Genomic DNA, 23,539 nt, shown 5'->3' on the forward strand with positions numbered 1-23,539 from the left:
GAGTGCGGCTGCACGTTGGCGAACTTCGCCCCGAACAGGTCCTTGAGGCGCTCGATCGCCAGCGTCTCGATGACATCAACTTCCTCGCAACCGCCATAGTAGCGGCGGCCCGGGTAGCCCTCGGCATACTTGTTGGTCAGTACCGAACCCTGCGCCTGCATGATTGCCTGCGCAGTGTGGTTCTCCGAAGCGATCATTTCCAGGCCGCGCTGCTGGCGCGCCAGCTCAGCGTCAATACGCTGCGCGATCTCCGGGTCCAGCGAAGCCAGCGACTGGGTCAACGTTGCAGCGGCAACGGATTCAAAAGTCTGGTTGCTCATTACTCGACGTTTCCACCGTTCGCGCTTGCGTAGTCAGCTGCCGAAAGCAGCGGACCCTCTTCGGCGACCTCAACGGTGAACAGCCAGCCGGCACCGTATGGGTCTTCGTTCAGGATGCCTGGGTTGTCCACTGCCTCGTCGTTGATGGCAACGATGGTGCCGGTCACTGGCGAGTACAGGTCGGAAACCGACTTGGTGGACTCGACTTCGCCACAGGTCTCGCCTGCGGTAACGGAGTCGCCGACCTCTGGCAGGTCGACGTAGACCACGTCGCCCAGGGCGTCGGCGGCAACCTGGGTGATGCCGATCTTTGCTGGGGACGATGCATCGATCCACTCGTGTTCGGCCGAGTAGCGCAATGACGAAAGAACTTTACTCACGGTATTTCCTCTCCCAAGGGAATTAGCGGGCGATTTGCTTAGCCCTACTGATGTTTAACGTTACTTGGCTCGGGTGTAGAACGGCAGTTCGACTACGACAAAAGGCAAAGTCTTACCACGCAGGTCTACCTCCAGCTCGGTTCCCACTGCACCGAATTCGGCGTCGACATAACCCAGTGCAACCGGGTAGCCCAGGGTTGGCGAAGGCTGGCCGGAGGTGATTTCACCGATGGTTGCGCCGTCCTTGACGATGGCGTAGCCGCCGCGGCCGGCGCGCTTGCCCAGGCCCTTGAGGCCGACGAGCTTGCGTGGCGGGGTCGCACCGCGCAACGCTTCCAGGGCTTCGCGGCCCACGAAGTCCTCTTCCTTCTTGAAGGAGACCACCGGGCCGAATCCGGCATCGAACGGGGTGCGTTCCAGGGACAGCTCGTTGCCGTACAGCGGCATGCCGGCTTCAAGGCGCAGCGAGTCGCGGGCGGCCAGGCCGCAAGGAACCAGCTCGTGGTCCTTGCCGGCTTCAACGCTCTTTTCCCAGAGGGCTGCCGCATCCTCGTTTTCGATGATCAGCTCGAAGCCGTCTTCGCCGGTGTAGCCGGTGCGGGCCAGCAGCACGTCGATGCCACCGAGCACCACCTTCACCGCAGCGTAGTACTTCAGTTCGGTGACCGCCTGGGCGGTTGCCTCGTCGGCGGCCAGCTTGCGCACAATCGCCTCGGCGTTCGGTCCCTGGACGGCGATCAGCGACTGGCGGTCCGAAGCGTCGTCCACGACGACGTCGAAGCCGGCGGCGCGGGCAGCCAGTTCGGCGGCAACCACCGGGGCGTTGCCGGCGTTGGGCACGACGAGGAACTTCTCCTCTTCCAGGCGGTAGACGATCAGGTCATCGATGATCTTGCCCTCGGCGTCAAGGATCAGCGAGTACTTCGCCTTGCCGACCTTCATGATGCCCAGGTTCCCTGCCAGGGCGGTGTTCAGCGCCTTGCCGGCTTCCGGGCCGGAGAGGTAGACCTCGCCCATGTGGGACAGGTCGAACAGGCCAGCGGTGGAGCGCACGGCCTTGTGCTCTGCCAGTTCCGAACCGTACTTCAACGGCATGTCCCAGCCGCCGAAGTCGGTGAAGTTGGCGCCGAGAGCTTCGTGCTGCGCGTGCAGCGCGGTGTGCTTGAGTGCTTGAATAGTCTCAGTCATCTCTAACTCTTCCTTAGTCTTCGAAGGCTTCGGGAGCCGGGCAGGAGCAGATCAGGTTGCGGTCGCCACCGGCGCCGTCGATGCGGCCCACGGTTGGGAAGTACTTGTCGAACTTCAGCGCCGGGACCGGGAAGGCCGCCTGCTCGACCGAGTACTTGCGGTCCCACTTGCTGTTGACCACGGCGGAGACCGTGTGCGGAGCGTTGCGCAATGGGGATTCCTCGATGCTGTAGGCACCGGAGAGGACCTCGTCCATTTCCTGGCGGATGGTGATCATCGCTTCAATGAAGCGCTCGATCTCGGCCAGGTCCTCGGATTCGGTGGGCTCCACCATCAGGGTGCCTGCCACAGGGAAGGACAGGGTCGGCGCGTGGAAACCGAAGTCGATCAGGCGCTTGGCCACGTCCTCGGCCGTGACCCCGGTCTTGGCGGTCAGTTCACGCAGGTCCAGAATGCACTCGTGGGCAACCAGGTCCTTGTTGCCGGTGAACAGTACCGGGAAGTGCTCGTTCAGGCGCTTGGCAATGTAGTTCGCGTTCAGGATCGCGTGCTTGGTGGCTTCGGTCAAGCCGTCCCCGCCCATCATCGCGATGTAGGCCCAGGAGATCGGCAGGACGCCGGCCGAGCCGAAAGCGGTCGCCACCACCGGCACGCCATCACGCTCGGAGTAGGTGCCCGAAGCATCGCCTGGCAGGAATGGCAGCAGGTGCTCGCCAACGCCGATTGGGCCTACGCCTGGACCGCCACCGCCGTGCGGGATGCAGAAGGTCTTGTGCAGGTTCAGGTGCGACACGTCGCCGCCGAACTTGCCTGGCTGGGCCAGGCCAACCATGGCGTTCATGTTCGCGCCATCGATGTACACCTGGCCGCCGGCGGCGTGGACCTTGTCGCAGACCTCGCGCACGTCGGAGTCGTAGACGCCGTGGGTGGATGGGTAGGTGATCATGATGGCTGCAAGGACGTCCTTGTTGGCCTCGATCTTGGCATCCAGGTCGTTCGCGTCGATGGTGCCATCGGCTGCGGTCTTCACGACCACCACGCGCATCCCGGCCAGCACTGCCGACGCGGCATTGGTGCCGTGGGCCGAAGCCGGAATCAGGCACAGATCGCGCTGGCCTTCGCCGCGCGAACGGTGGTAGTCCGAGATGGCCAGCAGGCCCGCGTATTCGCCCTGCGAGCCGGCGTTGGGCTGGATCGAAACGCCAGCGTAGCCGGTGATTGCGGTCAGGCGCCCTTCCAGGTCGGTGATCAGCTCGCGCCAGCCCTCGGTCTGCGCTGCAGGCGCGTAGGGGTGGATCGAGGCGAATTCCGGCCAGGTGATGGATTCCATTTCGGCGGCCGAGTTCAGCTTCATGGTGCACGAACCCAGCGGGATCATGGTGCGGTCCAGGGCCAGGTCGCGGTCCGAGAGCCGGCGCAGGTAGCGCATCATCTGGGTTTCGGAGGAGATGGTGTTGAAGATCGGGTGGGTCATGAAGTCGCTGGTGCGCACCTGCCCTGCCGGGATCTCGAAGCCTTCCGGAGCCGAGAGCTCTGCGCCGAAGACCTCAAGCAGGGTCTTGACTACGCCCGAGGTGGTGGCCTCGTCGGTGGAGATGCCCACCTGGGTCTCGCCCACCTTGCGCAGGTTGATGCCTGCTTCGATGGCCTTGGCAATGATGGCATCGGCGTTCTCGACGTTCACCACAACGGTGTCGAAGAAGGAGTCCGAAGCCAGGGTGTAGCCGCCGGAAACCAGCGAGCTGGCGATCACCCGGGCGTGGTTGTTGGCGCGCGAGGCGATCTGCTTCAGTCCGGCTGGGCCGTGGTAGACCGCGTACATCGAAGCGCAGATGGCCAGCAGGGCCTGTGCGGTGCAGATGTTGGAGGTGGCCTTTTCGCGGCGGATGTGCTGCTCGCGAGTCTGCAGGGCCAAGCGGTAGGCAGGGACTCCGGCGTCATCGGCCGAAACGCCCACCAGGCGTCCTGGCATGGAACGGGTCAGGCCATCGGCCACGGCCATGTAGGCAGCGTGCGGTCCGCCGAAGAACAGCGGCACGCCGAATCGCTGGGTGTTGCCCACGGCGATATCGGCACCCTGCTCGCCCGGAGGGGTGATCATGGTCAGGGCCAGCAGGTCGGCAATCACGGTAACCATGGCGCCGGCTTCCTTGGCGGCGGCGATGATCGAAGCGTGGTCCGCGATCGAGCCGTCGTTGCCAGGCTGCTGCAGGACAATGCCGGAGATCTCGCCCTCTGGCAAGCCTGCGGAAAGGTCGGCAATCTCGACTTCGAAGCCCAGCGCGTCAGCGCGGCCCTGCACGACCTTGAGGGTCTGCGGGAAGATGTTGGAGTCCAGCACGGTCTTGCCCTTGGACTTCTTCTTGTTGGCGCGGCGCATCATCAGCACGGCTTCGGCGGCGGCGGAGGATTCATCCAGCAGCGACGCGTTGGCGATGGGCAGGCCGGTCAGGTCCATGACCATGGTCTGGAAGTTCAGCAGGGCTTCGAGGCGGCCCTGGGAGATTTCCGGCTGGTACGGGGTGTAAGCGGTGTACCAGGCTGGGTTTTCCACGATGTTGCGGCGGATCACGGCTGGGGTGATGGTGTCGTAGAAGCCCTGGCCGATCATCTGGGTCTTCATGACGTTCTTCGAGGCAAGCGCACGCAGGTGGGCTAGGGCTTCGGTTTCGCTCAGGGCGTCTGGGATATCCAGTGCGGAGTCCTGGCGGATGTCTGCCGGAACGGCGGTGTCGATCAGTTCTTCCAGGCTGTCGTAGCCCAGGGTCTGAAGCATGGTGGTGACGTCGGAAGGACGTGGGCCGATATGGCGTGAAACGAATTCAGTATTCGCTCGTGCCGAAGTCTGCGTGATGGTCATGGTGCTGGTATCTCCATGGGATCTGTCTTGGCGCATGCCAAAGGAAGGTCTTTTTACCTCCCCATCCCTGTTGCATAACCTGAGAGTTTTACGCATCCAGCAAACCAAGCCGGGCACTTGCACCTTCGGTGAACCGGAACGGGCCGGTTTCTTTCCAGAGTTGCCTCATGATGGCGGTACGGGTGCCTGAGAGTTTCCTGGGGAGGAATTGCTCCTACGGCGCCCGTCCATGGTGTGAACGGGACTCTCCCGCCATCCGTCTATGGCGCGCGCTGCCGGCCGGAGACCTGCAGCACACCACCATGTTACCTGCCCCGCCCCCAAGGTCAAACAGGAGCGGGGTCCGGAAAAGTCATAAATGCGTTCAGTTGGCGTCGGCAGTTAAACGGATGTAATCAGGATATTTCGCTGACAAGGAATCACCCGACGAGGTGCCGGTGATCCGGCGCTTGACCCACGGAGCCAAATGCTCTCTGGCCCAGCCCAATTCCTGCTTCAGCTTTTCGCCGCGCGAGTTCACGGCCAGTTCCGGCAGGGACGGCTGCTGGATCCTGGAGGACCAGTTTCCCTCGGTGATCCGATGGGTGCCGAGCACGTCAAGGACCTTCGAAGCCATCAGCGTGTGGCCCAGCTCGTTCATGTGCAGCCGATCCACCGCCCAGTAGCGCAGATCGGAGAATTCTCGCCACCGCCAGTAATCGGCGATCACCGCACCGTACTCGTCCGCGATTTCGCGAACCTTCTCGTTGTAAATGGCCGTGCGCGGACGGGTCTTGGAGAACAACGGTGATTCCACGGTGTCGAAACCGGTGAACAGCACGACCGCGCTTCCGGCTTCGGCAAAGCGGCTCACCATGCCTTCATAGCCGCGCATCAGCGCATCCAGGTCCGCCTTCGGGCGCAGGATGTCATTGCCGCCGGCATAGATGGTGACCAGGTCCGGGGCCAGTGCGAGCGCCTGGTCCAGCTGCTGGTTGATCACCTGCCCGATCTTCTTGCCGCGCACCGCCAGGTTGGCGTATTCCCATTCGCCTTCGGCGCAGAGCACTTCCGAAACCCGGTCCGCCCAGCCGCGGACCTGGTTGGGCCGGGTCGGATCCACATCGCCAACGCCTTCGGTGAACGAGTCACCTAGTGCCACAAACTTCTTCACTTCGCTCCTGCTTCGTTCCATTCCCGATGGGTTTACTACGCGTTGCTGCCGGCAGCCTGGGCCGACATGTTCTTCTGCATGATCAGCTGGCGGGCCAGCTGGCTGAGCTTGACTCCGGTGGAGATCTCCTTGGCGCCTTCATTGCGCGAGGGGATGAATCCGAAGCCCAGCTGGTGGGCTGGATCGGCAAAGGCCAGCGAGGAGTTCGCACCGTCATGGCCGTAGGCGAAAATCGATCCGTAGTTGTTGCGCGCGGTGGCCTTCATGAACCCCAGGGCGAAGGCCTGCAGCAGTCCATTGGTCCGGTCATGGCCGTAGACCAGTTCGGTGGAAACCTGGGACCAGGTGTCGGCGGTGAGGAATCCGCGGGTGGCGCCCAGTGCCGGCACGGCACCGAATGAGGCGGCATAGATTGCGGCCAGTCCTTGGGCATTGGCGACCGCGCCCATGGATGCGGGGCCCAGTTCGCGCACCTGAGGCGCGTTGGCCAGTTCGTGCCAGTTGTAGACCGGGCCGTTTTCCAGCGCGAAACCGGAGGCCGAGTTCACCGAAAGCCCGGCCGGGGAGAACGGATCGAAGAATTCCGGTGCGGCGTCAGCGCCCGGCAGTACATCGCGGTAGCGCGATTCCAGCGCGGGGTCCTGGCCGATGTAGGCTTCGGCTCCCAGCGGCTTGCGGATGCGCTCCTCGAAGACGTCTTTCAGTTCCTTGCCGGTGACCCGGCGTACCAGTTCTTCCATGAGCACGCCCAGGGTGATCGCATGGTAGCCGACAATGTGCTGGCCCAGCGGCCAGACGCTTGGCATGGAAGCGAGCACCTTGGCGTATTCGGCGGATTTCAGGAGGATCTCGCTGGGCACGCCCCCGGGCACGCCGAGCACTCCCGCTTGGTGGCTGAGCACCTCGCCGACGGTGAGCTGGGATTTCCCGTTGTCCCCGAATTCCGGCCAGTAGGTGGCCATTGGCGCGTTCGGATCGATCAGCCCATCTTGCACGAGCAGTGCCACGACCAGCGCGCCCAGGCCCTTGGTGCAGGAGAAGACACAGGTCAGCGCGTCACCAGAGAGGTGCTCGCCGACGCTGTGGCTGAGCACCAATTCGCCGCGGTGGTACACGGCCAGCTGCGCCGAATAGCCTTCTTCCTCAGCGGCTCGCGCCTCTAGTGCTTCCGCCAGGGGCGCGAACTCTTCAGTGATCACCGATTGCATCTAAATCCTTCAAAGTGCTTGTCTCTCGTCAACTAACCCTAACCGCTTCGATCCCATGTCCCGGTAGTTCCACACGCTGACCCGACACCTAGCATATAGGTACGTCAGCTCACAGCATTGGCTTGTTTAAGCCACTAATCGACATTTCACTACCGCTGGACCCCAAGTTCTGTGAGCCAGCCTTGAAGCCGGTTTGCCCACTTCATGCGCTGACCCTAAAGTTGTAATGTTTGCCTACAAAATTGAAGGAGATGATCTCGATCGCATGACTGTGAACAGTGACACGGCCGTTACCGACGGCAAAGAAACAGAACTCCGCAGGGTGATTGGCCCGAAGCTGCTGCTATTCCTCATCATGGGCGATATCATCGGCGCCGGAATTTTCGCCATCACCGGCAAAGTTGCCGGCCAGGTGGGCGGAGCCGCCTGGCTGCCGTTCCTGATCGCTTTCACGATCGCGACCCTCACCGCCTTCAGCTACCTCGAACTGGTGACCAAATACCCGCACGCGGCCGGTGCCGCCTTGTACATCCACAAGGCATTCGGCATCCACTTCGTCACCTTCCTGGTGGCGTTCACCGTGGCTTGCTCGGGCATCACCAGTGCCGCCACCTCGGCCACCTTGGTGGGGCGCAACCTGCTCATTGGCATTGGCCAGTTTGTCGAGGGTGTTCCCAACACCCCGGAAGCGGGCATGTGGGCAGCTATTGCAATCATCGTGATCCTCGCCGTGATCAACTTCCGCGGCGTAGGCGAGAGCGTGAAGTTCAACCTCGTGCTGACCATAGTTTCGCTGGCCATCATGGCCGCGATCATCGGCATCGGCTTCGCGGTGATCGCCTCGGGCCAGGGTGACATTTCCCGCCTGGTGGTCTTCGAGACCCCGACCGACCGCAGCGTCTTCGCCGCCGTGACCATGGGTACTGCCATTGCGTTCTTCGCGATGGTGGGCTTCGAGGATTCGGTGAACCTGGTTGAGGAAACCAAGAATCCCAACAAGACCTTCCCGAAGATCATGCTCATCGGCTTGGGCATCTGCGCCTTGATCTACATGCTGGTGGCCGTCACCGTCATCATGGTGATTCCGACCGGCGATCTGCTGAACCCGAAGAACCCGGATGCCGGCATCCTGCTGGATGTTGTGCGCATCGGCCTGCCGAACCTGCCGGTTGACGCAATCTTCCCCTTCTTGACCGTCTTCGCGGTGGTTAACACCGCGCTGATGAACATGCTGATGGCTAGCCGCCTGCTCTACGGCATGGCCCGCCAAGGCGTGCTGCCGCAGTTCCTGGGCAAGGTGCATTCGACCCGACGCTCGCCATGGGCTGCGATCCTGTTCAGCACCGGACTGGCCATCGCCTTGGTGGTCTACGTGAACCTGAGCAACGGAAGCAGCATTGTCGGCTCGCTGGGCGGCACGACCGCGCTGCTGCTGTTGTGCGTGTTCGCCGTAGTCAACGTAGCCCTGCTGGTACTGCGCCGCGACAAGCCGGAACCCGATTCGTTCCGCGCTCCAACGATCATCCCGATCCTCGGCGTGTTCTTCTGCTTGTTCCTTGCCGGCCCGTGGGCTCGTTCGCGTGAGGACTGGGTCCAGTACGAGATTGCCGGCCTGCTGCTGGTCATCGGCGTGCTGCTGTGGGCCGTGACCTGGTTGGTCAACCGGATCAACTACAAGAAGGGCGTCATCGAAACCCGCCCGGGACAGTACTGATCCCAGCCCGTTAACGCAGTGATGCCCGCCATTTGGCGGGCATCACTGCTTTAAGCGTGTTTTCTACGCGGTCTGCTCGACCGTTTCCTGGCGGAAACGAAGCTTCAGGCCGCCTTCGGTGCTCTGCCACCAGGAAGATACGACGAGCACCGGGCCCTCTGCAGGCTTCATGCGGTAAGCGAGCAGCACCATTTGCGCATCCACTTCCCGGGCCGCAAGGACCTGCACCGCACCGGTGCTGGGCAGGCTCGCCCCGGATTCCAGCATGGTCCGGACCGTGGCCACATCCAGCAGGCCGCCATGGCGAGTCACTTCCTGGTAGCCCGGATGCAGGAAGTCGTTGAGTTCCGCGAAACTGGTGCGGATCTGCGGGTCGAGGAAACCTTGTTCCAGTTCGAAGACGGTGGCCGCGATGTCCACGCCGGGTTCCGGTGCGGCGGCGGTTTGCCCGCCGGGTGCCAGCACGGCATCTTCAGCCGCTGGAGCATGGGAAGCCACGGGGCCGCCGCCGGCGGTGTAGCCCGGTCCGGCCTCTACTGCAGAGCCCTGCTGGTGCGCGGTGGCAGCCGCACGCGCATGGCCGTCAGCAGCTTCATTCAGCTCATGTCCGGCATGGCCCTTGACCCACTCGAAGGTAAACTTGCGCCCGGCAATGGCCCGGTCAAGTTCCTTGAGGATGTCCTGGTTCAAGACCGGTTTGCCGTCGGCCTTTTTCCAGCCCTTCTTCTTCCAACCCGGCATCCACTTGCTGATGCAGTTGATCGCATACTGCGAATCGCACAGGATTCTGAGTTCTTCTTCTGGCAGGTGCTCGGTGGCCCGGAAGAGTTCGAGCACCGCTTGGAGCTCCCCCATGTTGTTGGTTCCGTGGTCCCAACCGCCAGCGGCCCAGTTGTCCTGGTCCACATACCAGGCCCAACCTGCCGGTCCGGGGTTTCCTAGGGCTGATCCATCCGCAGCTGCAATGATCGTCATGCTTTAATCCTGCCACGTTGACGCCCGCACTCGGTTCCATGCATTGGGCCATGTCGCCAGCGAATACTTGCACAATGGATCACAGCATCCAGCCAGGTCCAGGCCTAGGATTGGGATGTGAAGAAAATCCTGCCTGTATTGGCTACCCTGGTTCTGGTCCTGTCCGCATGCGCTGGCCCCTCGGTCGACGAGCTGCGCCAGCTCGATCCCGAGGGCCATACCGCCTGCGTGCATTTTGGCGGGGGCCTGGTTGACCCCGAGGGCATCGGCGCAACGAATATGCAGAAAGCCGCTGATCATGGGGCGAAGGCTTCCACCGAACAGATCAGCGCTGCGGTGGCCGCCGATGAATCGGGGGATCCCCGGATTATTGACTTGGCCGCTTTCCAGGAAGCTTGCGAGGGGCAAGGCTTCGAATTCGAATAGGACAGATCGGCCCAGGACCCCTCGAAATAGCGGGCTCCTGAGCCGATCCGCCGTGGATCGCCAGCGCGCCTAGGCGGGGTACAACGGGTTGTGCCCGGCTTGGACTCGCTCGTCAGCCCGGACTTCGCCCGGTGCCGTACCGTTCAGGAACGGACCGTTCTCGGCCAGCTCATCTCGGCCCGGCGCTTCGAGCCAGTTCGCCAACTCCGGCCCCTTCGGGATGATCCGGGTCGGGTTGATGTCCTCATGAACCACGTAGTAGTGCGCCTTGATCTGCTCGAAGTCGATGGTGTCGCCGAAACCCGGGGTCTGGAACAAGTCCCGCGCATAGCCCCAGAGGTTCGGCATGTCGATGAGCTTGTTGCGGTTGGCCTTGAAGTGGCCATGGTAGACCGGGTCGAATCGCACCAGCGTGGTGAACAGCCGAACATCGGCCTCGGTGATGTGATCACCCATCAGGAAGCGGCGGGTGCCCAGCCGGTCTTCGAGGTAGTCCAAGGTGGCGAATAACCGGTCGTAGGCATCGTTGTAGGCCTGCTGGTCCCCGGCGAACCCGGCACGGTAGACGCCGTTGTTGACCTCGGTGAAAATCCGCTTGATCAGCGGAAGCATCTCATCGAGCTGGTCCTGCGCAATGAGGTCCGGGGCGCCTTCCCGGTGGAACTCCTTCCACTGCGTGGACATGTCCCAGGTGATCTGCGGGTAGTCATTGGTGACAACCGCACCGGTGGGGATATCGACGATTGCCGGCACGGTGATGCCGCGTGGATAGTCGGCAAAGCGCTTGAAGTAGTTCTCCTGGACCCGCTCGGTACCCAGGACAGGGTCCTTGCCCCCGGGGTCCAGGTCAAAGGTCCAGCTGCGTGCGTCGTGGGTTGGGCCGGGCAGTCCGACGGACAGCGCGTCCTCCAAGCCCAGCAGGCGGCGAACGATCAGGGTGCGGTTGGCCCAGGGGCACGCGCGGGCTGCGACCAGATGGTAGCGGCCAGCTTCCACCGGCCAAAGCCGGGCCCCGTCCGAAAGCCCCGCGTTGGGATGCCCGATCTTGCTGTGGCTGTTTCCCTCGCCATAGTGCTCGGCGCTGGCATCAGCGACGATGCGGTCCTGGATGTAATTGGTGTCCCGGGTGAATTCTCCGCCGGTGACGTAGGCGCCCTTGGTCGAATATTCCTCGCTCATCGCATTCCTTCCAAAGAATTTTGAAGTCCCGTGCATAAACCATTCACCTCGAGACTATGGCAGTTGGGCAGGTATGGAAATGGCACAATGCACTTTTCCACTCCCCGCCGATTTCAACCCGGTCTAGGCGTTGACCGTGGCGCCTTCGCGCACGGTGCGCATCGCCTTGCTCCAGGCGAGCACCTGTTCAAGCATGGGCTGCACGCTGTTGGCCGACCGTTCGGTCGGAGCAAAAGCCGAGAAGTTCTCGAAGTCGGAGAATAGCGAGAACATGCCGGTCTTCTGCACGTGGGCGATCTGCAGTTCCGAGAGGATCCCGCGCAGGTGCTCCACGGCACGCGAGCCCATGGCGGAGCCGTATCCGACCATGCCAGCGGCCTTGTTATTCAGCTCTGCATTCAGGTAGCTCAGTGCGTTGGCCAATGCAGGCTGGACGGAGTGGTTGTACTCGCCAACAATGAAAATGTATCCATCGAATTCGCTCATCTTGGCGGCGAAGGCCTTGGTGTGCCCGTTCTGGTAGTTCTGGTAGGCGGCCGGGAACGGCTCGTCGAGCATCGGCAGGTTGAAATCAACGATGTCCACCAGCTCGTAGTCGGCACCACCGAATTCCTGGGCCCTGGCCAGCACCCATTGGGCGACGCCCTGGTTGACACGTCCTGGACGGGTGGAACCGGTAACGATAGCGATCTTCGACAAGTTGCTCTCCTTGGATTTCTCCGGCCAACAATGTAGTTGACACGTCATCTTCTCTTGCTAAATCCCACTATACAGGAGATGATTGATACGTCAACAATATTTTGAATGCCCCTCCCTGGGGACAACATGGTTAGGAAAGAGAATGAAGAGCGAAGAGACCCGCTGGCTCACCGACAGCGAGCAGGACCTCTGGCGCACCATACGCGAGTTCCTCTGGCAGTTCCCCAGCGGCATGGATCGCCAGCTGCTGCGCGATTCGAATATGCTCTCCGGTGAATACTCGGTGCTGGCTGTGCTTTCGGAAACAACCGAACCAAGTCTACGCCCGGCCGACGTGGCGACCGCATTGCGCTGGGACCGCTCGCGCCTCTCCCACCTGCTGCGCCGCATGGAAGCCAAGGGCCTGGTCAGCCGCTGCTCAGATGAGACCGACCGCCGCGGGCACCAGATTACGCTCACCGCCCAGGGGCGCAAGACCATTGAGGAAGCCGCGCCAACCCACGTGAGCTTCGTGCGTGAAACCATTTTCGATTCCCTGAGCCCTTCCGAACGCACGGCATTGGAATCGGCACTGCCGAAGATCCTGGCCTCGCTGGAAAAGCAGGGACTGAAAGATGGCCAGTGCTAGCTGGCCCTTTCGGCCAGTTCGCTCTTGGCTACCAGCTGGGCGAATTGCCCGCCAAGCTGGACCAGCTCGTCAAAAGTTCCCGCTTCGGCAATCCGGCCAGCTTCTAGCACGACGATGCGGTCCGCTCGCATCACGGTGCTCAACCGGTGCGCGATCAGCAAGGTGGTTCGCCCCAGTGCGAGCTCGTCCAGCGCCCGCTGCACCAAAGCTTCGGTGACCGTATCCAGGGCACTGGTCGCCTCATCGAGCACCAGGACCTTGGGTTTGCGCAGCATGGTGCGGGCAATGGCCAGCCGCTGCTGCTCGCCGCCGGAGAAACGGTGGCCGCGCTGCCCCACCTGAGTTTCCAGGCCCTGCGGCAGGCTGCGGACCAGCTGCGCAATCTGCGCGGCTTCCAGCGCCTGCCAGAGCTCTTCCTCGGTGGCCTGGGGCGCTGCCCACAGGAGGTTCTCCCGAATCGAAGCATGCAGCAGGTAGCTTTCCTGGGCAACGACGGAGACCGCCTGGGCGATGCCTTCAGGATCGAATTCCTTCAGGTCAATGCCGTCGAGCAATACCTGGCCCTCGGTAGGGTCAAGCAGCCGGGGCAGCAAGGACCCCAGGGTGGACTTTCCCGAACCGGTGGAACCGACAACCGCGGTCATTGTTCCCGCCTCCAGGGTCAAATCCAGCTGTTCCAGGGTGGCGCGGTCCGCCTCGGGGTAGCGGAAGCTGACATTGCGCAATTGCACTTCGCCACGCAGCTTCCCGGGTTCGACCGCCCGCGGCCGCTGGGGTACCGGCAGCGCCTGGTCCGTATCCAGGTATTCGAAGACGCGGCTGAACAAGGCCAAGGCCGAGACCCACTGGACCGAAATCTGCATCATGCCCATGACCGGACGGAAGATTCCGGCCTGCAGCCCGGTAAAGGCCACCAAGGTGCCGATGCTCATTCCCTGCCCGGTGGCGGGCAGCCCCGCCACGATGTACAGCACCGCGGGGATGGCCGCGAAAATGATGCTCATCGTGGCCATGCGCCAACGCCCGGCCAAAGCGCTTTTCATTTCCAGGTCGATGAGCTTGTGGCTGGACTCTCCGAAGGCCGCCGCATCAGCGGCTCCGGTGCCCATGATCTTGGCCAGGCGGACCCCGGAGATGCTCAGGCGCTCGTCGATCAGCGAAGCCAGGTTCGACATCTCGCGCTGGCGCTTTCCTGTCACGGCGCGGCGCAGTTTCGCGGTTTGCTTGGCAAGCAGCACCGCTGGCGGCAGCACGACCAATGAGATCAAGCTCAGTTTCCACGAGATCGCCACCATCGCGCAGGCGGTGGCCACAACGGTGGTCAGGTTCGAGGCAATGCTCGTGGCCGAATTGGTAATCACCGATTGCATCTGCCCCACGTCGTTGACCAGGCGCGACTGCACGTCCCCTGAGCGCGAGTTGGTGAAGAATCCCAGGGATTGCTTCTGCAGGTGCGTGAACAGTCCGGTCCGCAGGCCATGCATGACGCGTTGGCCCATCAGGGTTGCCCGCCAGGTCTGGACGACTTCCAGAATCGCGGTAGCCAGGGAGATCAGCACCAGTCCCCCGGCACCCAAGAGCAGCAATCGGATATTGCTGTTGGGAATCGCGTCATCAATGAGTTCGCGGATGATGAACGGCTGGGCCAGGCCGATGACCGACGCTGCCACGATCAGCGCCATGACCGCAATCACCGATCCCAGATGGGGCCGGAAGAGCGCGGCGATGCGCGCCAGGGACACCGGATGCTCGGTGAGCCGCTGCTTGTCCCGGGCGGCGTTGCCGGACCGTCCTTGCCCGCCACCGCCCGGATGCGGCCCCGGCATTCCCATTGCACTCATGGACTCCCCCTACCTCTGGATTTCTCAAGTCCAGAATAACAGAGGGAACCTCACTATGTGGTTGCATCTTGAAATTGTTCCCAGAAACACACTATCCTTGAACATATGCAGAACGAAGAGCCCAAGCCTGACTTGGCAGATCTTTTCCTCCACGCTTCACGCATGCTTCGCGGCAGATGGAGGGACAGCTTGACTCCCCTGGGCATCACTCCGCACCAATCGAGGGTGCTGACCTTGCTGTCCCGGGTCGATAGGATCGGGCTGCGCAACTCGCAGCTCGCAGAACAGCTGCACATCGCCGCGCGCTCGACCACCGAGGTAGTCGACCAGCTGGAAGCCAAGGAGCTTGTCGTGCGCACCCCCGATCCGGCCGATCGCCGCGCCACGTTGATTGCGCTTAGTGCCACGGGCCGCGCCCAGCTCGGCGAGCTCGCCGAATTGCGCCGTTCGAGCATGGACGGCTATTTCGACAAGCTCGGCGACGAGGACCGCGCCGAGCTCACCCGGCTGCTGGCAATCCTGGACCGCGAGAACCCGCGGCCGGTGCGCGGCGCTTGCAAGAACCCGGCGAAAGAAAACTAGCTGCCAGCTAGCGGATAGAACCCGAGGCCCCGGCATATGCGTGCCGGGGCCTCGGGCGCTGGTTGCCGCTGCCCGCTAGTTCTCGGTCTTCCCGCGGCGCCAGTAGCCCATGAAGGCTACCTGCTTGCGGTCCACGCCGGCATCGCGCACCAGATAACGGCGCATTTCCTTGACCGTGCCGGCTTCACCGGCAATCCAGGCGTAGAACGGTGCGGAATTTTCCTGGCCCGTCTCCCACAGGATGTCCGCATCAACATCGATATCTTCCGGCTCGGCGTTGGTATGGACCACGCCGGCTGCTGGAATCGCGACTACCTGGCGCAATGCCGACTGCAGCAATTCACCATGCTCATGGCTGCCACGGGTCAGCCACTGCACCGAGACGCCGGAGCGGGTGGAGGCACCGAGGATATCCGTGGTCTCCGGGACCTCGATCAGCGCATGGCCGGTGACGTTGGAGGGCAAGGCTTCGAGGATGGCGCAAATCGCCGGGGCGGCGGTTTCGTCACCGGCCAGCACCACGCGGGTTGCCTCGCCGCGGCGGAACTCGATGCCGCCGTAGCTGGAGTCGTTCAGGGTCTTGTTCGGGCCCAGCAGCAACAGCTGGTCGCCCACCTTGGCCCGGTCGCCGAACTCCGTAGCCGGCCCGCCCTGGAGCTGGCCGTCAACCATGTGCCCGTGCATCACGAAGTCGATATCCAGCTCGGCCGTGGCCCCGATATTGTCCCGGTGCCCGGCTTCGCGGAAGGCCCGCACGGTGTAGGTGCGCATGTGGCCGCGGGTATCGGGATCAATCGACAACCAGCGCTTGTACCAGCCCTGCTGCTCGGCAGGACTGGTCATCGCCCCGGGTCGCATCGAGGCGATCTCGTCGGTCAACGCAGTACCGCCGGCCGGTGGCAGCAAGAGCTTGATGCGCATATCCAGCGGGTGGCTGTTGGTGCCGAAGTACTCCAGGTCCTCGCCGCTGACGGTCACCCGGCGGAAGGATGGCGCGAGCTGCTGGCTATTGACCACAGTGGTGTCAAAGGCCAACGTCGGCACATGCTCATGGGCCGGGCGCTCCGATTGCGGATCAAGGGCGGCGGCCGCTTGGGCAGCTTGCTTCACATTTGCCGCCTGCTTCACCGCAGTTTTCTTCGCAGAAGCTTCGGTACGGAAAATGCCCTGGGAAGCCAGCACCTGCTCGGTGCGCAGCACCCGGTGGCGGCCAATGGGCAGCACCAGCGGAGTGCCGCCCACCGGGTCGGGGATCACGCGGCTGGGCATGCCGAAAACATCCTTGACGGTCTTTTCGGTGACCACATCGTTGGGATGGCCGGCAGCGTAGATCTTGCCGTGGCGCAGCGCCACCAGGTAGTCGGCGTAGCGGGCGGCCAGGTTCAAATCGTGCAGCACGATCACGACGGTGATCCCGCGGCTGCGATTCAGCTCGCTGACCACATCCAGGACTTCGAGCTGGTGCGCCACGTCCAGGAAGGTGGTCGGCTCGTCGAGCAGCAGCAGGTCGGTCTCCTGCGCCAGGGCCATGGCGATCCAGACGCGCTGGCGCTGACCGCCGGAGAGCTCGTCCACCGAGCGGTCGGCCAGCTCGGTGGTGCCGGTCAGCTCCATGGCGCGATTAACCGCTGCCTCGTCCTCGGCAGAGAAGCGCTTGAACAGGCCCTGGTGCGGGTAGCGGCCGCGGCTGATCAGCTCGCGGGCGGTGATGCCGTCCGGAGCGGTGGGCGATTGCGGCAGCAAGCCCAGGGTCTTGGCGACTTCCTTGGCCGGCTTGGAGTGGATATCCGCCCCGTCCAGGAGCACCTGGCCCCCGGCTGGCTTGAGCAGCCGCGACAGTGCGCGCAGCAGGGTGGACTTGCCGCAACCGTTGGCCCCGACGACGATGCTCACCTGCCCGGCAGGGATATCCAGCGACAGCTCGTCGACGATGGTGACCTTGTCATAGGCCAGGGTCAGATCGCTTGCCTGCAAAGTGGCCATGGGTTATGCCCCGCTTCCAGTTGAGTTTGCGCGCACCAGAATCCAAATCAGGAAGGGTGCACCGAATGCGCCGGTGATAACGCCCACCGGCAGCGAAAGATCCGCGAACAGGTTCGCGGCAAAGAAATTGGCGACAGTCACCAGCGTTGCCCCGGTCAAACCGGAAAGCAGGATGTTGATCGGGCCGCGGTTCAGCGCGGCAGTAATCGGGCCGGCCAGGAAGGCAACGAACGCCATCGGCCCGGTGACGGCAATCGGCAAGGCGCCCATGGCCACAGCAACAAAGACCAAGATCGCCCGGGCCCAGCCCACGTGCAGCCCCAGGGCCGCCGCGGTGTCCTCGCCCAGCTCCAGCATTTTCAGTTGGCGAAGCACCAGGGGCAGCAACAGGATGCCGATGGCGCCAAGGGACGCCAAAAGCAGCATTGCATTCTCCCAGTTGCTCGAGGCCAGCGAGCCGGTCAGCCAGTGCATCACATCGCTGGCCGTATTCACCTGCGCCTGGGTCAGCAGGTACTGGATCAGCGCCTGGAGCATCGCGCCGATGGCCAGGCCCGCCAGGATCAGCCGGGGACCGGTCCGCGTGCCCGAGGCCGAGAGCCAGTAGATCAATGCAGCGACCAGCAGCCCGCCGGCCAGGGCGAAGGCGTTGAGCTTCCAGTCGGTATAGCCAAGGGTGATCATCGCGAAAACCGCGGCCGCCGATGCGCCGTAGCCCACGCCGATCACGTCGGGACTGGCCAGCGGGTTGCCCAGCCAGCGCTGGAACAAGGCACCGGAAATGCCCAAGCCGGCACCGGCCAGGGCACCCACCGCAATGCGCGGCAGGCGGTCGGACATGATGATGAAACTGGTGCCCGGCACCTTTTCACCGCTGAGCACCTGGAAGACTTCGGCAGCTGGGAGGCGGTCCCGCCCCCAGAACAGGTAGGCCGCCACGGCGAGCGCCAGGGCCAAACACATCCACAAGGCGGTGCGGCGCACCCGGGATCTGCGGCGGGCTGCCAGCGCCGGTGCGGCTTTCGAGGCCGGGGCCGTCGCCGGTCCGGCCGTTTCCGTGGTGCTGCGGGGCTGGGTCATGTTGGCTGCTGCCATTTCGCTCGTGCTCACAGGCTCACCGACTTCATGCCGCTGCGCATCATGATGATGAAGATCGGTCCACCCAGCATGGCGCACATGACGCCTACCTGGATCTCGCTGGGCGGGGCGATGATTCGTCCCACCGTATCAGCCAGCAAGAGCAGGATCGGCCCGGCGATCAGGCTCGCTGGCATCAGCCAGCGGTAGTCGGAACCGACCAGCAAGCGCACGGCATGCGGGATCATCAGGCCGACGAAGGCGATGGGCCCGGCCACTGCGGTGGCTGTGCCAGCGAGAATGACCACCCCGATGGAGCCGATCAGCCGGGCGCGGTTCAAGTTGAAGCCCAAGGCGATCGCGGTGTCATCGCCCATGGACACGGCATTGGATACCTTGGCGGTGGACAGCACGATCAGTGCCCCGGCGGCCACCACGGGAATGGCCCCGAGGAAGGTGTCGATGCCGCTGCTGGATAACGTGCCGATCTGCCACATGCGGAAACGGTCCATGGTGGCATCGGAAATCATCAGGATCGCATTGGTAATCGCGCCCACGCCCACAGCCATGGCGGCACCGCCCAGCGCAAGCTTAATGGGCGTGGCGCCTTCACGGCCCACGTTGGCCACGAGATAAACCAAGGCCATCACCCCAGCAGCGCCGAGGAAGGCGGCCACCATGATTCCGGCCAGGGAGCTGACGCCAAGGAACGCGATCGCCAGCACCACGGCCATGGAGGATCCGGCGTTCAAGCCCAGGATCCCGGTATCGGCCAGCGGGTTGCGGGTCAGCCCCTGCAATCCGGCGCCAGCCAAACCCAGGGCAGCGCCAACCACGATGGCTCCGACAGTGCGGGCGAAGCGGGACGCAACCACGCCCTGGTCGCCATTGGACGGGTCGAAATTCCAGATGGCATCGAACACGGTGCCCATCGAGACGTTTCGCGCGCCCAGCAGCAGCGAAGCGAACAGCGCCAGCCCGAGCAACAGGGCAAGGAGCAGCAAGGCGCCGAGCTTCCGGCCAGCTTTTGGCGACTTGGCCCCCGGTGCTTGGCGCGTAATACTTTCAGTCGCGGTCATTGGTTCCTACACTCATTGCTATGGCTCTTCTTCCCTTGCCCACTATTATCACTCCAGGCATCGGCCTGCTTCGCGCGCAGAACCCTTCTGAAATGACGTTGGACGGGACTAATTCCTATCTGCTGTTCGACCCTGCAGTGGATGAACTTCTTCCTGGAACTCCGGTCGTCCTGATTGATCCGGGCCCTGAGCTCGAGGACCATCTGCAGGCGCTGGCGGCCTTCGACATCCAACTGGTGCTCATTACCCATCGGCATGCCGATCACACGGGAGGCATCGATGCGCTCTACCGGATGACCAGTGCGCCGGTGCGTGCCATGCTGGAGCAGTACTGCCGGGATGCCCCGGTGCTCGCCGATGGCGAAACGATCAGCGCCGCCGGCGCCATCATCCAGGTGGTCTTCACCCCTGGCCACACCTCGGACTCGGTGTGCTTCATCCGCCAGGGCGGGGGTGCCCACTTGTTCACTGGGGATACCGTGCTGGGCCGGGGCACCACCATCTTGGAACACCCGGACGGCACACTGGCCGACTACCTGGATTCCTTGCATCGGTTGCTCGCGCTGCCCGATATGGCTTTGCATCCGGCGCACGGCGAGCAGCATGATTCCTCGCATCCGCTGCTGCAGATGTACATCAAGCATCGGCATGCGCGGCTGGACCAGGTGCGTGCGGCTTTGCAGAAACTCGGCAAGGCCGGGGTCCACACGCAGCCAGCTGAATTGCTGGAGCATGTCTACCCCGACCTCGATGCGCGCTTGGTGGGCGCAGCTACCCATTCCCTGGAAGCCCAATTGCACTATCTGTCAGTGAATCCCTAGCCGGAGCTACTTCGCGGCAGCTGCGTTGTCAGCAGCCTTGACGATGCCTGGAACTACGTTATCCAGTGCCCATTCGATGGACAGCGGCGAAGCCGCGGAGATCGCCAGGGTTGCTTCATCGGTGCCTGGCAGTGCCACGGCATCGTTCTTCGCGGCAGGGATCTGGCCGTAGAGCGGCTGGCCCTTGACGACATCTTCCATGGTGTTGCCCGCAACAGCCGAAGCGAAGACGATGTCCGAATCCCACTCGTTGACCTTTTCCGGCGACACGGTGAAGAAGAAGGTGTCCTTGGCGGCGTTCTTCTGCACGTACTCGGCCTGGGTCATGCCCAGTGCGCTCAGGAAGCGCGGGCGGGTGTCGCCTTCGGAGTAGATGTAGGCGGTATCCGGCGCCGAGAGGTCAGCGGCGATGAAGGTGGTGTCCTTCAGCGCTGGGTTGTCTTCGCCGACCTTGGCCAGCTTGCCTTCGATCTCTTCGATCAGGGCGTCGGCTTCTTCTTCCTTGCCCAGCATCTGGCCGGCAACTTCGGTGACCTGTTCCCAGCTGGTCAGGTAGTTAGGCTCGATGGGGCCAACGACCGGAGCGATTTCCTGCAGCTTCTCGTACTGCTCCTTCTTCAACCCCGAGTATGGAGCGAAGATGACCTGGGGCTTGCTGGCGGCGATGCCGGTGTAGTCGATGTCATCGCCCACCTTGTACTGCACGGGCGCCTTCTCGGAGCCGATGGAAGCGCCCTGCTCTTCCAGAGCGGCGTCCTTCCATGCGGTGGAGTTGTTCTCGTTCATGCCGTAGGTGTCGGTGTCCATGCCGACCGGCACGGTATCCAGAGCCAGCAGGGTATCTGCGTTGACCCACGAGATGGTCGCGATGCGTTCCGGGACTTTTTCGATCGTGGTTTCACCATAGATGTTCTCGATGGTGACCGGAGTGAAGTCTTCTGCGGCCTTGGCTGAAGTGTCAGCCGACGGATCCGCTGAGTTGCTCGACGCGCCGCAGGCGGTTAGGCCCAAGGCGAGGATGGCAGTTGAAGCGGCGAAAATTCCGGCGCGACGTGAATTTTTCATGGGTCGGTGATTCCAGACTATGCGAGGTTCTGTCAACGTTTTGTTTAGCTAGGTTAGGCAAGCCTATCCGGGCCGTATGCCACGATACGCGTTTCTCTGCGCATTACGCAACACGAAACGTCCCTAATCACCGACCCTGAAGTGACCCTAACCAAATCGGGCGGTTTTTTCGGTGGGCTGACCAGAGACTTTATTCTCTAGTTGCTAGCAGCTTCCGCGGATCAGCCACCAAAATTGCTCCCCGCACCAGCAGCAAGCCGAGTAACACGGAGACAATTACCGTGATGACCGTCAGCGGCTTGAGCAGGATGGCGGCCCCGGCCAGGGGCAGCACGAGCACCGTGGAGGCGATGGCGAAACCGATCGAGGCAGCCAGCGCCGGGATCATGATCGACTTGGTGCGCGCGGCGTTCATCGTTTCGTAGGGCATGCCCAACCGGTTCAGCCCGCGATACAGCTCAGCGCGATCCAGGGTACTGGCGCTTTGGGAGATCGCCGCCGAAGCGGCCACGCAGATGAAGCTGATCGCCAAGGTCACCAGCACGCCGGTGGTGACATCGGCCGGCACATGCTCCAGCCAGGTGCCCTGATCGAGTTCGCTTCCGGTCAGCTCCATCAAGGCGGCCCCGCTGCCGCCCACCACCGCGACGAACGAAGCCATGGCAACCCCGGATACCTGGCGCCAGGATTCGGCAGGGCTTTCCAGGATCATGCGGGCTGCCAGCAGCTCTTGCGGAGTTCTGGCCTTGCGCAGCTTGGCCTTGCCCACCTTCGCCACCAGATACGGACCGACCAGGTTCATCACCAGCAGGCCGAAGCCGAAACCGCCAACCACCACTGCGATGATCGCGGCGATGGACTGCACGAACTGGCCCATGTTGGAGAACACCATGTACAGCACCAGAATGCCGGCAAGGGTGATCACCGCGCGCAGCCAGCTGGGGGTGGGCACCGTGCTGCGGGTTGCCACCGCCAACGGGGTGATCACCAATTTGCGCAAGCCGGCAGCTGCACTGCCTGCCGAGAGGAGCACGACAGCGACTACTGCTATCGCCAGCACCCACAGCGGCAAATAGATGGCCGAACCGATCGGCGCACCTTGGAACGGAATCAGCGAAGCCAATGGTGCGGCCAGGAGGTAGAGCACGATTCCGGCGAGTGCGCCGGCCAACGCCGTGCCGGCGGCTTGCAGCACGGCCACGAGGCCGATCTGCGCCCCGGTCGCGCCGAGCAAGCGCAAGGACGACAGGGCGCGGTCATTGGACCGCGCGGAGAGCCGGGCAGCGGCCGATCCCAGCACCAGCAATGGGACTACCAGAAGCACCACGGCGAAGGCTGCCAATGGCAGGTACATCCCCTGGGCCGCGGATTCGAAACTGGTAAAGGAGTAGGCGCCTCCCAGCACGATCAGCAGGATCGCGCTGACCATGGCGTAGGCGCTGGCGGTCAGGATCAGTGGTGCCAGCCGGGACTTCGCCGGCCGGCCAAGCATCCATGACAGGTGCAGGATATTCACTTCTGGGCACCGCCATCCACGGTGGCCGATGGGTGCAGACTGTCGCTGATCAGCTGGCCGTCCTGCAGCTGCACTACACGGTCGCAGCGCGCGGCGACATTGGGATCATGGGTCACCATCACCAGGGATTTTCCGGCACCGACGGTGCATTGCAGCAAGATCTCCAGCACTTCGAAGCCCGTGGTTGAATCCAGCGCGCCGGTAGGTTCATCGGCAAAGACCACCATCGCCCCGGTGACCTGCGCGCGGGCAATGGCTACTCGTTGCTGCTGCCCGCCGGAGAGCTGGCCGATGCGGCGTTGCTCCATTCCTGCCAGGCCCAGTTCCGCCAGGGCCGCCCCGGCACTGGAAATGGCGGTGTTGCGTGGCACGCCGTTGATCATCAAGGCCATGGCCACGTTCTCTTCGGCAGTGAGCTCGGGAATCAGCAGTCCGGATTGGAAGACGAAGCCGAAGGATTCACGGCGCAGCCTGGTGCGCGCCTTATCCTTGAGCCCCTGGATATCCACCGGTGCACGGCCCGGGAAGTTCAGCATGATGCTGCCGGCGTCGGGAAGTTCAATACCGGCCAAGGCGTGCAGCAGCGTGGATTTTCCGGAACCCGAGGGGCCCATGATGGCAAGGGACTGGCCCAGTGAAATCTGCAGATCGACGCCGTTCAGTGCAGTGGTGGAACCGAAGCTGCGGTAGAGTCCGTGAGCGGCGAGTACGGGAGGATGGCCAAGGGAATTTTCAAGCATGACCCAATGTTTTCAACAAATGGCACCCGCGCACATCAGCGCAGGGTTCCAAGTAGCCTCCGGCCAGGCTCATCCCCCGGTAGGAGCAGCCGGCAGCTGGTTCAC

The 23,539-nt window shown here is 63.2% G+C and carries 20 protein-coding genes, 1 pseudogene and 1 riboswitch; of the genes and pseudogenes, 5 read left to right on the forward strand and 16 right to left on the reverse strand.

Annotation, left to right across the window (positions count from 1 at the left end):
* From EDF61_RS16530 to EDF61_RS16555, 6 genes and pseudogenes are all read right to left on the reverse strand, one after another.
* A pseudogene (locus EDF61_RS16530) lies at positions 1–320 on the reverse strand (serine hydroxymethyltransferase); the annotation flags it as partial.
* Positions 320–700 (reverse strand): glycine cleavage system protein GcvH, encoded by a 381-nt coding sequence (gcvH, locus tag EDF61_RS16535; protein ID WP_105659073.1) that lies wholly within the window; start codon positions 698–700, stop codon positions 320–322. The gene gcvH and the pseudogene EDF61_RS16530, both read right to left, overlap by 1 nt.
* A 60-nt stretch (positions 701–760) precedes the next feature.
* Positions 761–1,888 (reverse strand): glycine cleavage system aminomethyltransferase GcvT, encoded by a 1,128-nt coding sequence (gene gcvT / locus EDF61_RS16540; RefSeq protein ID WP_133834844.1) that lies wholly within the window; start codon positions 1,886–1,888, stop codon positions 761–763.
* Between the two features lie 13 nt (positions 1,889–1,901).
* A complete protein-coding gene (gene gcvP, locus EDF61_RS16545) occupies positions 1,902–4,748 on the reverse strand; it encodes an aminomethyl-transferring glycine dehydrogenase (protein WP_133834845.1) in 2,847 nt (948 codons plus the stop codon).
* 164 nt (positions 4,749–4,912) lie between these two features.
* Positions 4,913–5,010: riboswitch (glycine riboswitch) on the reverse strand.
* A gap of 102 nt (positions 5,011–5,112) precedes the next feature.
* Positions 5,113–5,889, reverse strand: a complete 777-nt coding sequence (locus EDF61_RS16550) for an SGNH/GDSL hydrolase family protein (protein ID WP_133834914.1) — start codon at positions 5,887–5,889, stop codon at positions 5,113–5,115.
* A 47-nt stretch (positions 5,890–5,936) separates the two neighbouring features.
* Positions 5,937–7,109 carry a serine hydrolase domain-containing protein gene (locus tag EDF61_RS16555; protein WP_133834846.1) on the reverse strand — a complete coding sequence of 391 codons (1,173 nt, stop codon included), beginning with the start codon at positions 7,107–7,109 and terminating at the stop codon, positions 5,937–5,939.
* Positions 7,110–7,374: 265 nt separating this feature from the next.
* Between EDF61_RS16555 and EDF61_RS16560 the strand changes: the two genes are divergently transcribed.
* Positions 7,375–8,823, forward strand: coding sequence for an APC family permease (locus EDF61_RS16560; RefSeq protein WP_133834847.1), 1,449 nt, complete (start codon positions 7,375–7,377; stop codon positions 8,821–8,823).
* Between the two features lie 63 nt (positions 8,824–8,886).
* Here the strand turns inward: EDF61_RS16560 and EDF61_RS16565 are convergent, their stop codons facing one another.
* On the reverse strand, positions 8,887–9,798 hold the full coding sequence (locus EDF61_RS16565) for an RNase H family protein (RefSeq protein WP_133834848.1): 912 nt from the start codon (positions 9,796–9,798) through the stop codon (positions 8,887–8,889).
* A gap of 117 nt (positions 9,799–9,915) precedes the next feature.
* Here EDF61_RS16565 and EDF61_RS16570 point away from each other — a divergent pair, with 117 nt between their 5' ends.
* Positions 9,916–10,224, forward strand: coding sequence for a hypothetical protein (locus tag EDF61_RS16570; protein WP_133834849.1), 309 nt, complete (start codon positions 9,916–9,918; stop codon positions 10,222–10,224).
* 69 nt (positions 10,225–10,293) lie between these two features.
* Here the strand turns inward: EDF61_RS16570 and EDF61_RS16575 are convergent, their stop codons facing one another.
* Positions 10,294–11,403 carry a glutathione S-transferase family protein gene (locus EDF61_RS16575; protein ID WP_133834850.1) on the reverse strand — a complete coding sequence of 370 codons (1,110 nt, stop codon included), beginning with the start codon at positions 11,401–11,403 and terminating at the stop codon, positions 10,294–10,296.
* A gap of 123 nt (positions 11,404–11,526) precedes the next feature.
* On the reverse strand, positions 11,527–12,102 hold the full coding sequence (locus EDF61_RS16580) for an NADPH-dependent FMN reductase (RefSeq protein WP_133834851.1): 576 nt from the start codon (positions 12,100–12,102) through the stop codon (positions 11,527–11,529).
* Positions 12,103–12,244: 142 nt separating this feature from the next.
* On the opposite strand from EDF61_RS16580, the gene EDF61_RS16585 reads away from it, so the two are divergent.
* A complete protein-coding gene (locus EDF61_RS16585; protein WP_105659082.1) occupies positions 12,245–12,730 on the forward strand; it encodes a MarR family winged helix-turn-helix transcriptional regulator in 486 nt (161 codons plus the stop codon).
* On the opposite strand, the gene EDF61_RS16590 is transcribed toward EDF61_RS16585, so the two are convergent.
* Positions 12,727–14,571 (reverse strand): ABC transporter ATP-binding protein, encoded by a 1,845-nt coding sequence (locus EDF61_RS16590; RefSeq protein WP_105659083.1) that lies wholly within the window; start codon positions 14,569–14,571, stop codon positions 12,727–12,729. The genes EDF61_RS16585 and EDF61_RS16590 overlap by 4 nt on opposite strands.
* Positions 14,572–14,760: 189 nt before the next feature.
* Here EDF61_RS16590 and EDF61_RS16595 point away from each other — a divergent pair, with 189 nt between their 5' ends.
* Entirely contained in the window at positions 14,761–15,153 is a 393-nt protein-coding gene (locus EDF61_RS16595) for a MarR family winged helix-turn-helix transcriptional regulator (RefSeq protein ID WP_286172313.1), read from the forward strand.
* 75 nt (positions 15,154–15,228) lie between these two features.
* Here the strand turns inward: EDF61_RS16595 and EDF61_RS16600 are convergent, their stop codons facing one another.
* From EDF61_RS16600 to EDF61_RS16610, 3 genes are read right to left on the reverse strand one after another with little or no spacing between them, the layout of a single operon-like run.
* The gene (locus tag EDF61_RS16600) at positions 15,229–17,136 is read right to left on the reverse strand and encodes an SIP domain-containing protein (protein ID WP_105659085.1); all 1,908 of its coding nucleotides are present in this window, start codon (positions 17,134–17,136) and stop codon (positions 15,229–15,231) included.
* Between the two features lie 3 nt (positions 17,137–17,139).
* Positions 17,140–18,246: a FecCD family ABC transporter permease gene (locus EDF61_RS16605; protein ID WP_286172314.1), complete on the reverse strand. Its 1,107-nt coding sequence runs from the start codon at positions 18,244–18,246 to the stop codon at positions 17,140–17,142.
* The gene (locus EDF61_RS16610) at positions 18,243–19,292 is read right to left on the reverse strand and encodes a FecCD family ABC transporter permease (RefSeq protein ID WP_133834853.1); all 1,050 of its coding nucleotides are present in this window, start codon (positions 19,290–19,292) and stop codon (positions 18,243–18,245) included. The genes EDF61_RS16605 and EDF61_RS16610 overlap by 4 nt, the downstream gene beginning before the upstream one ends.
* 20 nt (positions 19,293–19,312) lie before the next feature.
* Between EDF61_RS16610 and EDF61_RS16615 the strand changes: the two genes are divergently transcribed.
* Positions 19,313–20,113, forward strand: a complete 801-nt coding sequence (locus EDF61_RS16615) for an MBL fold metallo-hydrolase (protein WP_133834854.1) — start codon at positions 19,313–19,315, stop codon at positions 20,111–20,113.
* 6 nt (positions 20,114–20,119) lie between these two features.
* Here EDF61_RS16615 and EDF61_RS16620 read toward each other — a convergent pair whose 3' ends face one another.
* From EDF61_RS16620 to EDF61_RS16630, 3 genes are all read right to left on the reverse strand, one after another.
* A complete protein-coding gene (locus EDF61_RS16620) occupies positions 20,120–21,178 on the reverse strand; it encodes an ABC transporter substrate-binding protein (protein WP_133834855.1) in 1,059 nt (352 codons plus the stop codon).
* Positions 21,179–21,368: 190 nt separating this feature from the next.
* Positions 21,369–22,694: an FtsX-like permease family protein gene (locus EDF61_RS16625; RefSeq protein ID WP_133834856.1), complete on the reverse strand. Its 1,326-nt coding sequence runs from the start codon at positions 22,692–22,694 to the stop codon at positions 21,369–21,371.
* Positions 22,691–23,434 (reverse strand): ABC transporter ATP-binding protein, encoded by a 744-nt coding sequence (locus EDF61_RS16630; protein WP_133834857.1) that lies wholly within the window; start codon positions 23,432–23,434, stop codon positions 22,691–22,693. The genes EDF61_RS16625 and EDF61_RS16630 overlap by 4 nt, the downstream gene beginning before the upstream one ends.
* Between the last annotated feature and the right edge of the window lie 105 nt (positions 23,435–23,539).

The sequence above is a fragment of the Arthrobacter sp. JUb115 genome, from assembly GCF_004365035.1.
Lineage (GTDB): Bacteria > Actinomycetota > Actinomycetes > Actinomycetales > Micrococcaceae > Glutamicibacter.